The organism is Streptomyces sp. NPDC001933, from assembly GCF_042890955.1.
Lineage (GTDB): Bacteria > Actinomycetota > Actinomycetes > Streptomycetales > Streptomycetaceae > Streptomyces.
In genome coordinates, this window is record NZ_JBIASS010000063.1 from 1 (window position 1) to 12683 (window position 12683).

A 12683-nucleotide genomic window follows, 5' to 3' on the forward strand; every position below is an offset into this window, starting at 1 on the left:
AAGCGGCGACAAGCTCACAGCCATACCCGGAACCCCTGGGCTTCCCCGATCCTACGAATGATCAGATCCGACCCGCTTGAAAGGTAGGACAAGCTAAGAGCCCTCGCGGATAGGCTGCGTTTGGGGCCTCGGTCGGGGCGTGGTGTGGCTGGGGGCCGCTACTGGCTGTCATTTCTGCTGGGGTGTGAAGACGGTTCCGGCTTGTTGGGTGATCTGCGATCATGTCGAGATGTCGATCACTGTCTCCGTGCCGTGCCCGACGTGTTCGGGGCGCGCCCGGCCTGCCTGGTCGGAGAGTCCTGCGCCGCGCTGGGCCGCGCTGGCTGGCACAGCGCGTGTGGAGTGGGCGGACGGCACTCTTTGCAGCCTGCCGCTGGACTCGCGTGAGTTGTTCCCCAGGGCGGAGTCGCTGCCGCTGCCCGGCGAGGAGCGGGTGGTCAGGGTGCACGGGCCCTTCCTCGCCGATGGCCGAGTCCCGTTCTGGGCGCTGTTCGAGCCTGCTCTCGCCGCGCTGAATGGGCTGGACGAATATCCGGAGTTGATGCGGAACTGTGCGCTGACCGCTTGCACGCCCCTTGCCGTGCTCGCCCGGGGAAGCGGGTACGCCTGGTTGCGGGTCCGAGTGGAGGAGCTCACGAAGCTGCTCGAGGCCGCAGACAGAATCCCGCCCTCGGCTGCCGGCTCAGTGGAAGACTTGCTCCCTCCGGATGGGGCCCGGATGACGTCCAGCCAGGACGCTTCGGGCGGCCTGCGCTACTACGAATGGTCGATTCAGAGCAACATCGGGCGCTGGGCGGTGTGCACCGACGACGAGCACGGCATGGCTGTCCTGCTCTACGGGGAGTGGGCTTTCGATCAGGACGACGTCGCTCTTGGCCATCGCCCGCTCTCCCCGTCCGAGACCGCCCTGCTGCGGGCCGCGTGGCCCGACCCGCGACCCGGCCGCAGCGGATGATCCACTGCCCGAGGGCCAAGAGCGGCAGCCACAGCCCGGGCGGCGGCACGCCATTTGGACAAACGGGCCGTCGGCGGCACAGAAACGGCGCCGCACCCAGCGCGCGCCCGAGGCCGCGTCGGGCGAACGCGGCGGCGTTGTCGGGCTGGTCGGAGAGAACGCCCATGACCAAGACGGGCGTTGCGCCTTGCACCGCGTCGAGCAGGGATACCCGGCCGCCGTGCGTCGGCGTGGCGCAGGAGCGCGGGTTGGTCGCCCTCGCACGCGACGAGGAAGGCCTTGCCGGGATCGGGCTGGCGGGCGAGCTTGCCGGACGCCTTGCCGGTGAAGATCTGTGTTCGCACTCTGTGGCTTTCAGGGCGTCTTGTTGCGCTTCGGGGTGTTGATCGCGCCTGGACGAGGCCGGGGCGGTCTTTACTGTGACTGGTCACAGATTGACACTCCCCGTGGCGATTCCCAAACTCCCCGAGCAACGCAAGGCAGACCTCGATGAGCCGGCATGCGCTGATAGACGAGCGAGAGCGAGGCGGTCCCGTTCGCGGTCACCGAGGCGAACGCGTCGAGCTTCCCGTTCCACTTGGTGACCTGTTGCCTGGCTCGCGTAGCTGCGGAGCTCGGCGTTCCGGCTGCTACCGGGCGGCTTCCGCGAGCGCCAGGAGCCGCGCAGCGGGTACTCGGGATACGCCAAAGGTCTCCGTCCACCCCCCAGCAGGCATGTGCGCATCGGATAGGAAGGGCGTGTGCCCCTCGGCCCTGAGCTGGCGGATCACTCCCTGTTCGACACGATAGGCGTCTGCGCCCGTGCTGAATTGGAGCTGCGCGAACACCGTCCACCCCCGGCCTCCGAAACGGGCGACGCGGTCCTCGCGGGTCCGCAGGCCCGTGATGCCGATCTTCACAGCACCGTGCCCGGCGTGATCCATGACGTACGGGCGAGCGGGAGCGCCCGGGTCCAACCCGTAGCGCGCGCAGTGCTGACAACACTGGCCCTTCGTCCGAACGTTGTTCAGCTTGGGCGTGGAGATCTTCTCGCAACGCTCGCACAGCGAGGACCAGGGCGACGCGACGTTCTTGAAGGGTTCAAGGGGTCGGAAGCCGACGGCACGCATGTCGGTGACCGCCTCCTCGGGATCGCCCGGTCCGTACCGCTTGCAGAACCGGCAGCCACCCATGCGGCCGGTCACGTTGTCGTACCGCGGCGCCACGACATGCCCAGCCTCCACACACTGGGACAGCCATGGCCTGCCCGTCCCCGGGAAGTCCAGCAAGACGACGAAGCCGTGCGCCAGCATCGCCGACGCGGCCTGCTCCGGGTTCTTCGGGGAGTTCGGGGCGCACCAGATGCAGGCACCCTGGCCGCTCATGACGTTGTTCCGATTCGGGTAGATGATCTGCCCACAAGGCATGTGACGGCACATCCACGGCTCACGTGCCCGCCCGGGGTAAGGCTCCAGAGGCTCTGCCCGGCCGAATCGCATGTCTGCGACCGCGACGCTGTTGGGAATCGAGAGGGCCATGGCATCCTTCGTGGTCAACTGGCGTGGCGTTGATGGGCGACACCGCAGTCCGTGCCGCAGTGCACATCGCTGGGAGTCCTACCACGCTCGATAGGTCGATGGTGTGCTCAAGACGGCGGAACCAGGCGGTGCGTGGGCCGTTGGCGGTGGCGTCCTTCAACGCCTCACGGGCCGTGGCCAGGTCCTGGGGCCGTCCTCGGTCGAAGTGGGCGTGGGCCTCCACGTAGCGCCAGAACGCCGCATGCTCGGTTTCGCTGGCCCTGGCGAGTTGACCGGCCGCCTCGAGCGCCTTCTCGGCAGCGCCTGCGTGGTCGCCGAGCCACAGATCGGTTACTGACGGCATCGTAGACCAGCTGGAAGAGTACGCAGGTGCCGCACCGAACGCCGCCCGAAGACTGTTCCACCTTCTGTTCCACCTATGCGGCACCGTCGACGGGGAGTCCGGCTCCGCCCCCCGGGCGGTGGTCACGGTGCGCCCGGACTCCATCGAAGCCCTGATGACGGCCGAGACCTCGTCTGCGCTCAGCGACGCGGTGATGTTCCTCGCCCTGCTCGGCCCCGACGACCTGCGGGACGCGATTACCCGGCCCGTCGACGCGGTGCCCGGACTGTGGCTGGAGCCCGGACTCGCCGACCGGATCGTGCGTGACGCGGCGGACGAGCCGGGACGCATGCCGCTCGTGGAGTTCGCACTGACCCGTCTGTGGGACCAGCGCGAGCGGTCGATGCTGACCCACGCCGTGTACCAGGACCTCGGTGGAATCGCCGGCGCTCTCGCCGGGTATGCGGAGGATTCCTTTCGCGCCGTGGTCCGGGAGGACGAACTCCCCCTCGCACAGGCGCTCTTCGTCCAGCTGGCACGTCCGGCAGACCAAGGCGGCTATACCCGGCGTCCCGCCCCGGTTGCCGATATGGACCCCGCCGCGTTGGCGCTCGCACGCCGTCTCTCACCCGGAAAGCTGATCGTCTTCGGCCGCACCGATGAGGGCACGGAGATCGTGGACCTCGCGCACGAAGCCCTGACCCGCCACTGGCAGCGGCTGGGAGACTGGCTGGACGACAGCCGCAAATTCCGGACCTGGCAGGAGGATCTGCGCCGAGACCTGACGCGCTGGAAACAGACGGGTAGGGAGACGGGTGCCTTGCTGCGCGGCAGCGTGCTCGAGGTGGCCGTCGAACACGCCTTCCTCCGGCCGACAGAGATGACCGCACTCGAGCGCGCGTACATCGGTGCGAGCCGGAAGTTCGCACGGCGGGCACTCCGGCGCTGGCAGGCGCTGGTAGCAACGCTTCTGGCCCTCTTGGTGGGCGCCGGCGTGCTCGCCGATATGGCTCGCGACAGCAGCCAGAAGGCTGAGCGACAGCTGCGTACCCTCGCGTCCCGCGCGCTCGCCGACGAGTCGGGCGACAGGGCCGGCCATGATCCCGGGAGCTCGATCCAGCTGGCTCTGGCGGCCTGGAACGCGAACGACACACCGCAGGCACAGGAGGCGCTGCTGCGCAGTCATGTCACCGGGGAGTACCTGCGCGGCAGTCATGTCGGCCTTTGGCCTGGGCGGGCGACGCGTCTCGACGCCACACCGGACGGTCGCACCCTGGTGGTGTGGTCCAAGCCGGCGGGCGCCGCGCCCGTCGTGGTATCCGTGGTGACAGGGGCGCTGGGCGGCTCGCCCCGGTCCTACGCACTGCGCGGGGCGCCCGCCGACGACGTTAGCTCCGAGATCAGCTCCGATGGCCGGCACTATGCGGTGGCGACACCGGACGGCCGGGTGTTCTTGTGGCGGCTTGACGGAGAACCGCGCGATCCCCTACGTCTGAAGGCCGCCGATACGGCTGATCGCGTTGTGTACGCGGCCGATCTCGACTTCAGTGCAGACGGGACGCGGCTTCTTCGGCTGCTGGGCAGCACGGAACCCCCCCCCCGCAGGATCATGGCCGGCAGGGGTTCGTCGAGGCCTGGGATGTGGCCGACGGCGCTTCCTTGCCGGTGGCCGAGGATCTCGTTCCGAGTGGGGTGGAGCCGGACGAGGCCGCGTTCGGCGAAGACCCCGATACCGTCGTACTCCGCTGGTCCAGGTTGCGCGACTTTAGTGAGCGTTGTGGAGCTGCGGCAACTGGGCTCCGGTGACATCGTACGGCCGATCGTCACCGGCGTCCCGCGGGGGAATCTACGGCTCCATGGGGGCGGTGACTACGCCGTCGAGCAGCGCGGTAAGGACCTCCGGTCCCCCGTATACGTGCACAACACCACCACCGGCGCGTCCTGGCCCCTGCCCGGCAGCGCGCTGCTGCCGGACGACACGGGCGGGTACGTCATGCAGGACGAGGGAGCCGGTGCTTTCGCGGAGGTCGAACCGGGGAGACCTTCAGGACACGGGTACCACGCATTGAGGACGAGGACGCCGTGACCCCCGCGATCGCCGCTGTGAGGAAAGAGGGCGAACCGGTAACTGTGCTGGCCACAGTCGGTGGCACGCTGACGGTGCTGGCGACGGAGCCCGGGGCTCCGTTGACGGAGGAAGAGTTTAACCCCAGCAGCGTGCCGGACGCACTGTCCCCCGACGGGCAGGCCGTCGCCTGGGTGACCGACGTGCGGTTGTACGTCCGCGACACCGTCAACGGCCGGGGCGACTCCGTCAAACTTCCCGCGATTGGTTCCGGCAGCCCGAGCTGGCGGGTGGCGTGGACGCCGGGGGACGGTCGGCTCGTGGTGTGGCAGTCGAACGGCACGGAGCTGCTCGTCTACGAAGCCGGCGACCTGAAGCGCGGGAAGGCCGTCGCGCTCGACGTCGGCACGGATTCCGGAAATCCGCTCGGCGCGTTGGACTGGGTCGCGCCTCTGGTGGGCGGCGACATAGCTGTTCTGACGGTGGGAGGCTCGCTCCTGCGGGTGGACTCCGTCACCGGCCTACAAGTGGGACGCCCCGTGCCGGTCGAGCGCACGGACGGTGCGCTCATCTCGCCCCTCCGCTCGTCTGGACAGCTGGTGCCACGACCGGACCACCCGCACCAGGTCGCGGTAGTCACCAGGGCGGGCGTTTCCCGGGGCACCATCCAGCTCTGGGACACCCTCGCCGGCCGACGGATCGGGGTCTTGTCCGGTGACGCGATCAGACCCGTCTTCCATGACTTCATGCGACACACCCTCGTCTTCTCGGCCGACGGCCAGAGTCTGCTGGTGCAGAGCGCGGACGGCACCGTCCGACGGTGGACGGTGGACCAGCGGAAAACCACGGGGCACCCCATGGCCGTGGACCACCTGGACAACTTGGTCTCTCTGACCTCGGACGGAACAGCGATCACGGAATCCTCCGGCGGCTACGACCTGTGGGCAACCGACACAGGCCGTCATATCGGCGCCTTCCCCACCGTGCTCGACACCAGGCGGACAGCGATCGTCTACGAGGACCGCCTGGTCGCCTATGCCGAGGGCTGGCGGCAGACCTACGACCTTCTTCGCGCGAACTGGTTCTCCCACCTCTGCTCGTCGGCCGGACGTGATTACACCGAGGAGGAGCGCAAGCGCTTCCTGCCCGTGGGTACCCCCGCGGGTCTTCCGTGCGAGAACGCGAGCCCCTGGCGTGGGGCGCCGACCGCCAACGGCGGGCGAACGGGCACGTCACCCCCGAGGTGATGATCAGCCAACGACCGGCCGAGGCCGAGGACCGGGCAGTCCCGGGACACTGGGAAGGCGACCTCATCATCGGCACCGGCAAGTCCGCGATCGGCACTCTGGTCGAGCGCACGACCCCGTTTACCATGCTGCTGCACCTGCCCCGCATGGAAGGCTTGGGCAGCGAGCCGAGGGTGAAGAACGGGCCGGCGCTGGCCGGTCTGGGTGCCGAGGCCGTCAGGGACGCGATCGCCTCCACCATCACAACGCTGCCCGAGCAGCTGCGTCGCTCGTTGACCTGGGACCGCGGCAAAGAACTGGCACAGCATGCCCGGCTCCGCGTCGACACCGGCCTCGAGATCTACTTCGCGGACCCGCACAGCCCGTGGCAACGCGGCACGAACGAGAATACGAATGGGTTGCTGCGGCAGTACTTTCCGAAGGGCACGGACCTGTCCCGATGGCAGACAGACGACCTCGCAGCCGTTGCACTCGCCCTCAACAGCCGCCCCCGCAAAACCCTCGGATGGAAAACACCCGCTGAAGCCCTCAACGAACACCTACTCTTGACTCAAGAAGCCGGTGTTGCGACAACCGATTGAGTCCGGGGAGTACACCTCGACTCACTTCCGGCACCGGCTACGGAAGTTGGGGCTGAGGCAGAGCTGCGGACACACCGGATCATGTTTCGACAACGCCGCCGCTGAGAGTTTCTGGGCCCTGCTCAAGGAGGAGATCGGCACCCGGATCTGGCCCGACCGGGCCACCGCCCGCGCCGAGGTCTTCACCTTCATTGAGACCTTCTACAACCGCCGCCGCCTGCGCAAACACAAGATCTTCGGCTACCTCACCCCAGCCGAGGCCAGACAGCGGCATCAACACGCCCTCGCGGCATAACCATCGAGTGTCCAAGAACACGGGGAAACTTCAGCATCAAGGGGGAGGGGCCTCATGGACAAGATCCGTCGCGGCGAGCGAGGTAAGCAGAAGACATGGCAGTGGCTCATGGTTCTGACGGCGCACCGGAGCCGGTGCGTCTACTGCGGCCGTTCCGCTGCCACCACGATTGACCACGAGCGGCCCATCGCCGACACCGGAGCCGACGTCTGGTGGAACTTCGTTCCAGCCTGCGAAGACTGCAATCGCAGAAAGAATGGTCGTACCGCGAGGCGCTGGGTGGCCGACATGGATCTCAGTCACACATACCCCAACGCTGGCTTCAGGACGCGCGCGATGTCCCCCAGGGTGTACGCCGGTATTACAAGACGCGTGGAGCGCGCGCAGCGAGAGATAGCCGACGTGGACCGGCGCGAGTGGTTCCAGCTGCACTATGGCAGTGAGAATCACCGGACCAAGGCTGAACTATTCGAGATCCTCGATCGCTGCAAGGCGGAGCTGCGAGGCTACCCCCACTATCCTTGGCGGACGCCGAAACTAGGGACTTCGCGGGCCGTGTGTACACGCCTGATCTGCTGCGGGTACCAGCATCCGAAGGCGAACTATTTGGTGGCCTTCTTGGAACCCCAAGAGCGGGCCGCCTTGAAGCGAGCTGTCTTCAACGAGCGAGTTCATGAGGGCGATGTGCTTGGCCGGCTCATCCGGGAGTACCTAGCCGCGAGAGAGCGCGGACCGCAGTGACGCGGCATAGCCTGCCAGGGAGATGATGGGTCCCAGGCCTTGACCGGTCAAGGCCCAAACCCGGCCGACCTCAGATCTGGTCCAGGCGGCAGCTCATTGACGGCATACGGTGGCGGACCTGAACCGGCGCCCCGTGGCGAGAGGTGCCCGCTCGGTATGGCGAGTGGGAAACGGTCTACGGGCTTTTCCGGCGCTGGCAACGCGACGGAATCTGGAGGCGCCTGCTCCATCAATTGCAGGTCGACGCCGATGCCAGCGGCCTGATCACCTGGGATGTCAGCGTGGAGCTCCTTGTGGCTCCAGGCCGACAGCGGTTACACCGGCGGCCTTGTCTCCTGGTGCCGTCAGGAACTCGAGCTCACTCTGGAGGTCGTCAAGCGCACCGACGCCATGGGAGGCTTCGTGGTGCTGCCCCGCAGGTGGGTGGTGGAGCGCACGTTCGCGTGGTTGATGCATTCGCGCCGTCTGGCCCGTGACTACGAAACCCTGACCGCCACCGGCGAGGCCATGATCCAGTGGTCGATGATCACGCGGATGAGCCGCCGCCTGGCCCGGCCACGGGCCCGCGGACGGCGCTGAACATCCCCGACGCTTCCTGGACCAGCCATCCGCGCTCCGCCAGTCGCCTCGCCTTCGACCGCACGCCCTCCACCTTCGCCGGCGTCGGTTCCAGCCCCAGCATCACCGCAATTTCCTTGGCCTTCACCGGCCCCCGACCCGGCCGGTCCGCCAGCATGCCCAGGATCCGCTGGTAGTCCGGCGAGAGAGCCGTCGCCGGCAGACCTTCCCGCCAGGACGGCACTGTCGTTCCCGGCAACGGCGCGGAAGCGGGCACTGATTCCGCTTCCGTCTCCGCCTCGGTCAGGGCGGTGGTCCCGGCAGCGGACGCGGCCAGGGCCTCGACGAGTTCCTCCCGCGCAATCACCCGCCGGTCCAGCTCGATCTCTGCAGCCTCCAGCGCCGCAGCCGCCCGGGCCGCCGCCTCCCGCAGATCCTCGACACGCTCGCGAGCAGCCGATTCCCGCACCTGGGGCCGGAGCTGGGTCCTGCGTAACTCGCGGCGGAGGACCCTCCCCACACTCAAGCCGTTGACCAGCAGTAATGGAGAAGTCCGGCTAAGGGCTGTCCCGTAATCCCTGGCGGGCGTGCGACGACAGCCACGGCACCTCGCCGCGTTGTCGGAACGCCCGAATACATCCAGTATTCGGGCGTCCCTCCGCCTTGCGATGCACCGCGTCTGACGCCGCACGCTGATCCACCAGGGATTACGGGACAGCCCTTAGGCGGGAGCAGCGGCAGGCGCATTCCGGTGTGTGGCCACCCACGGTCCCGGAGGGGATATGAGAGCCGATGACGAAGACACGACATACCCCGAGCGATCGCCTTTCGTAAGTAGGGCGCCACTATCGGTTAACTTGTCGGCGGGTTTCTCGTTCAGTCGCCGCACGACCAACCGAGAGTGGGTGAAGGATGCGGACCGGAACTCCCGGTCGTGAAGAGCGCACCGAGACACAGCCGAGAATCTGGCACAACGCGCTGTCACCGCAGGACTGCCGCGCCGCCGTCGAGGCTATGGCCCAGTCCACCGCCGTCACCGGCCCGGTGCTGCGCCGCAGCAATGACGTGGTCGACCTGAGCATGCGCAGCTGCTCGGAGCACCTGCTGGCGCCGGAGCGGTCGGATCCCATTGTCACCGCGATGCGGGAGGTTGCACGGAAGGCGATCGAGGACGAGGGGTGGCGACGGGTCGCGCTGGACGGCCCGAAGTTCTGCAGTTACGCCGAGCGCGGTCTCTTCCGCGCCCACCGGGACAGCTCCGACGACCCGCTGGATCCGGCCGTCGTGCGCCGTCGACGACTGTCGATCGTCTGCCTGCTGAACGACGCGACGCCGCGCGACGGCCTCCGGTCCTTCGACGGCGGAGCGCTGGTCGTCTACGTTCCGCGGCCCGACGGCACTGTGGCACCCGAGAACATCCGGCTGGAGGCTGGCTCCGCCGTCACCTTCCGCTCCGATCTGTTGCACGAGGTGCGCCCGGTGCGCGCCGGTGTGCGGTACTCGGCGGTGGCGTGGCTCTACGACGTGGACGACAGCAGTAAGGAGAAGCGATGAATAACCTTCACGACGAGCCGAACGACCGCCTGGAACTGCGGATCACCACTGACCTCCTCGGCGAGTACCGGCCTGAGCTGGCCCTGTTCCTCAGACAGCTCGGCCTCGGGCACCTGCTCGACGAGGTTCTTGTCCCGCTCACGGCGAGGGCCCGCACCAAGACCGTCGTGGCCTTCGAGGAGCGTCCGTGGCCGCCGTCAGGCATCGGCGCGAGGACCCTGCGCGGCGTGGCGGTGGCGGTGGTCAGCGACAACGGGCAGTCGCTGCTCACCCCGGCGTTCTTCTCCGTGCGGGACACCACCAATGTGGGGTTGGCGGCGGCGATGACGAAGTTTCTGTTCGAGGACCTGACGGGCGCAGGCGTGGACTGGGTGTCCCTGTTCGTCAACGAGCGGTCAGCGGTCGTCTCCGGTGAGCTCGCCGACATCGGCTTTGTGCCCCGGCAGGCCCAGATCCTGACCGACGGGACCGAGTTCAAGGCGTACGCGGCGAGCCCACCCGCGGCGCTGAAGGAGCTCGGCCTGGACACCGTCCGCCTCGGTGACGCGCTGGCCCTCAACTTCGACCGGGCCCGGATCTCCCGGCTGACGGGGTTCCACCTCGCGCTCGCGGCGGGAATCGCGCCGCACTGGGCCGGCGACACACGGTGGGCCGAGGTGTTCCCCGGGTTCGACGACCTCCTGATGACGCTGCCACCCGGCGGCATCACGGGCACCCCGGGACCCGCGATCGACATCGGGGACGAGCCCGTCGAGTGACCCCGGTTCTCGACGTCTTCATCCGGTCGTACCACCGCGATCGGCACTGGTTGGCCCTGGCGCTGCGATCCATCGCCCTGTTCGCGTCGGGCTACCGCCAGGTCGTCGTGGTCGTGCCGCGGTCGAGTCTCGAACGCATGGAGCCGTCGGCAATCAAGTCGGCGGGCGTCCGCCTGTACACGTGCCGCGACTACGCCGACGACTACCTCGGCCAGCAGATCACCAAGCTGAACGCGGACCGCTACACGGACGCGGACACGATCCTGCACCTCGACTCGGACCAGGTCTTCACGGCGCCGTGCGAGCTGACGGCCCGCCTGTTCGACCACGGCCGACCGCGGATGGCCTTCGACTCGGGCGGCGCCCGGCCGGAGTCGGACGGCTGGCGGGGGTGCCCGACCGCCTTCTTCGGCGAACCGGTCCGGCCGGACCTGACCGAGCCGCCGCCCTTGGTCGTTCCCCGGCACGTGCATGCCGGGATCCGCGCCCACTGCTGGAATGCGCACGGCCGGTCGATCAGCAGCTACGCGCACGCCGCCGGGTTCGGCGCGTTCTGCGAGTTCGCGCTGCTGCGCGGCTTCGCCCTGAGCCGGGAACCGGAGCGGTACACCTGGGTGGACACCGCCCGGCACGGCCGCCTGCTGCCGGAATGCCGGAGCTTTTGGAGCCGGGCCGAGACGCCCGCCTCGGTGGCTGGCAGCCTGCCGCCGGAACTGACCGCCGCCAGCCCGCAACCCGTCCCTCCAGCGGGGCAGTGACGCCGGCATGCGCTCCTCGGTCCCCGTCTCCGTCGTCGTCTCCGCCTACCAGGAGGGCGACCGCGTTGCCGAGACCATCCGGTCGGTGGCGAGCGCGCCCGTGCGGCCGCGGCAGCTCGTCCTCGTCGACGACGGCAGCACGGACGGCAGCTGCGAGCGGGACTGGCCGCCGTGGGTACGGACCTTGCGCGGGGACCACGTCGGTGTGGCCGGCGCCCGCAACCGCGGCGCGCGGGCCGCGGACCAGCCGGTTCTCGTCTTCCTCGACGCCCACTGCGTCGTGGACGACGGGTGGCTGACCCCTCTCGTGGCCGCGCTCGACCGCGTACCGGACGCGCTGGTCGGGCCCGCGGTACGGGACGCCTCCGACAGCCGGTTCGTGGGCTGCGGGGCCGAACTCGTCGACGCCCTGCTCGCCTACCGCTGGCGCCCGGTGGCCGGACCCGGCCCCGTCGAGGTCGGTCTCCTCCCTGGCGGCTGCCTGGCGGTCGCCCGCGACCGCTTCCTCACAGCGGGAGGCTTCGGAGCCTTCAGCGGATTCGGGCTCGAAGACGTGGAGCTGGCACTGCGGTGGTGGCGCGCCGGGCGCCCCTTGCTCGGCGTCCCCGGGTCCGTCATCACCCATCGCTTCCGGATACTCCCACCGTACCGACCGGAGCAGCAGCCGTGGCTCCAGAACATCCTGCGCACCGGGCTCCTGCACCTGCCCAATCCGCAGCTGGAGGCCTCCGTCCTGGCCTGCGCCCGCTTCTCCACGTTCCCCGGCGCCATCGCCACTGTCCTCGCCGAGCCGTGGGTGGCGGCGCAGCAGCGGCTCCTCGCCACCGAGCTGCGGCCGGTCGCCGACTACCTCGACCAGTGGGCACCCCGGGCCTTCGGCAGCTGACCGCTCCCGGCGGCTGGCCACGCCTGGGTGGAGAAACGCCACGCGGAAACGCATGGACCCTGGTCACCCGGTGCAGCTTCCCAGCCTGGCGCGGCTCCCGCACGACGTTGGACGGGCGTGGTGGGTGTGACATTTGACGACAGAACCCCGAGTTCGAACCTCAGGCCAAACCCGCAATGGAACAGGCATGACGTACCTCTCCAAGACCCACTTCGACCCCGCCGACCCAAATACCGAGTTGCCGTCGACGAGGAGGGCCTGGTTGTGTTCAGCGAGTGCTGCGTCGACCGCATGAGTCTCGAAACCGCCGTTCTCCTGCATGACGCCCTCGGCCGCTGGCTCAAGGACTGCGGCGAGCAGCAGCCCATCACCACGGAGAAGTGACCACGGGGCAGTCCACCACGCGCTCCTCGCTTACGGCTGCCACCTCGGCGGAGTAGGCAATT

The 12683-nt window shown here is 68.7% G+C and carries 12 protein-coding genes and 1 pseudogene; 11 read left to right on the top strand and 2 right to left on the bottom strand.

Annotated features, from left to right (window positions below; all coding sequences use genetic code 11):
* Positions 1–337: 337 nt before the first annotated feature.
* Positions 338–955 carry a hypothetical protein gene (locus ACFYY7_RS43995; protein ID WP_388671657.1) on the top strand — a complete coding sequence of 206 codons (618 nt, stop codon included), beginning with the start codon at positions 338–340 and terminating at the stop codon, positions 953–955.
* 629 nt (positions 956–1584) lie between these two features.
* On the opposite strand, the gene ACFYY7_RS44000 is transcribed toward ACFYY7_RS43995, so the two are convergent.
* The gene (locus ACFYY7_RS44000) at positions 1585–2472 is read right to left on the bottom strand and encodes a hypothetical protein (protein WP_388671660.1); all 888 of its coding nucleotides are present in this window, start codon (positions 2470–2472) and stop codon (positions 1585–1587) included.
* A 353-nt stretch (positions 2473–2825) separates the two neighbouring features.
* Between ACFYY7_RS44000 and ACFYY7_RS44005 the strand changes: the two genes are divergently transcribed.
* The 6 genes and pseudogenes from ACFYY7_RS44005 (at position 2826) to ACFYY7_RS44030 (ending at position 8302) form a co-directional block, all read left to right on the top strand.
* Positions 2826–4880 (top strand): hypothetical protein, encoded by a 2055-nt coding sequence (locus ACFYY7_RS44005; RefSeq protein WP_388671688.1) that lies wholly within the window; start codon positions 2826–2828, stop codon positions 4878–4880.
* 131 nt (positions 4881–5011) lie between these two features.
* Complete coding sequence (locus tag ACFYY7_RS44010) at positions 5012–6106, top strand: WD40 repeat domain-containing protein (protein WP_388671663.1); 1095 nt, start codon at positions 5012–5014, stop codon at positions 6104–6106.
* Positions 6070–6687 (top strand): annotated as a pseudogene (locus tag ACFYY7_RS44015) (IS30 family transposase); the annotation flags it as partial. The gene ACFYY7_RS44010 and the pseudogene ACFYY7_RS44015, both read left to right, overlap by 37 nt.
* The gene (locus ACFYY7_RS44020) at positions 6671–6982 is read left to right on the top strand and encodes an integrase core domain-containing protein (protein WP_388671666.1); all 312 of its coding nucleotides are present in this window, start codon (positions 6671–6673) and stop codon (positions 6980–6982) included. The pseudogene ACFYY7_RS44015 and the gene ACFYY7_RS44020, both read left to right, overlap by 17 nt.
* Positions 6983–7036: 54 nt before the next feature.
* Positions 7037–7723 (top strand): HNH endonuclease, encoded by a 687-nt coding sequence (locus tag ACFYY7_RS44025; protein WP_388671668.1) that lies wholly within the window; start codon positions 7037–7039, stop codon positions 7721–7723.
* 291 nt (positions 7724–8014) lie between these two features.
* The gene (locus ACFYY7_RS44030; RefSeq protein ID WP_388671671.1) at positions 8015–8302 is read left to right on the top strand and encodes a transposase; all 288 of its coding nucleotides are present in this window, start codon (positions 8015–8017) and stop codon (positions 8300–8302) included.
* On the opposite strand, the gene ACFYY7_RS44035 is transcribed toward ACFYY7_RS44030, so the two are convergent.
* On the bottom strand, positions 8250–8750 hold the full coding sequence (locus ACFYY7_RS44035) for a hypothetical protein (protein WP_388671674.1): 501 nt from the start codon (positions 8748–8750) through the stop codon (positions 8250–8252). The two genes, ACFYY7_RS44030 and ACFYY7_RS44035, sit on opposite strands and share 53 nt — an antisense overlap.
* 443 nt (positions 8751–9193) lie before the next feature.
* On the opposite strand from ACFYY7_RS44035, the gene ACFYY7_RS44040 reads away from it, so the two are divergent.
* Genes ACFYY7_RS44040 through ACFYY7_RS44055 form a run of 4 tightly spaced genes read left to right on the top strand, consistent with a single transcriptional unit; the run spans position 9194 to position 12237 of the window.
* On the top strand, positions 9194–9835 hold the full coding sequence (locus ACFYY7_RS44040; protein ID WP_388671677.1) for a 2OG-Fe(II) oxygenase: 642 nt from the start codon (positions 9194–9196) through the stop codon (positions 9833–9835).
* Positions 9832–10593 carry a hypothetical protein gene (locus ACFYY7_RS44045; RefSeq protein WP_388671680.1) on the top strand — a complete coding sequence of 254 codons (762 nt, stop codon included), beginning with the start codon at positions 9832–9834 and terminating at the stop codon, positions 10591–10593. The genes ACFYY7_RS44040 and ACFYY7_RS44045 overlap by 4 nt, the downstream gene beginning before the upstream one ends.
* Complete coding sequence (locus ACFYY7_RS44050; RefSeq protein ID WP_388671683.1) at positions 10590–11351, top strand: hypothetical protein; 762 nt, start codon at positions 10590–10592, stop codon at positions 11349–11351. Before ACFYY7_RS44045 ends, ACFYY7_RS44050 begins: the two co-directional genes overlap by 4 nt.
* 7 nt (positions 11352–11358) lie before the next feature.
* Entirely contained in the window at positions 11359–12237 is an 879-nt protein-coding gene (locus ACFYY7_RS44055) for a glycosyltransferase (RefSeq protein WP_388671685.1), read from the top strand.
* Positions 12238–12683 lie beyond the last annotated feature (446 nt).

Excerpts from the sequence above, each read along its gene's own strand:
- ACFYY7_RS44000 (WP_388671660.1), bottom strand. The coding sequence starts at position 2,472 with ATGGCCCTCTCGATTCCCAACAGCGTCGCGGTCGCAGACATGCGATTC.
- ACFYY7_RS44025 (WP_388671668.1), top strand. The coding sequence starts at position 7,037 with ATGGACAAGATCCGTCGCGGCGAGCGAGGTAAGCAGAAGACATGGCAG.
- ACFYY7_RS44040 (WP_388671677.1), top strand. The coding sequence starts at position 9,194 with ATGCGGACCGGAACTCCCGGTCGTGAAGAGCGCACCGAGACACAGCCG.
- ACFYY7_RS44045 (WP_388671680.1), top strand. The coding sequence starts at position 9,832 with ATGAATAACCTTCACGACGAGCCGAACGACCGCCTGGAACTGCGGATC.
- ACFYY7_RS44055 (WP_388671685.1), top strand. The coding sequence starts at position 11,359 with ATGCGCTCCTCGGTCCCCGTCTCCGTCGTCGTCTCCGCCTACCAGGAG.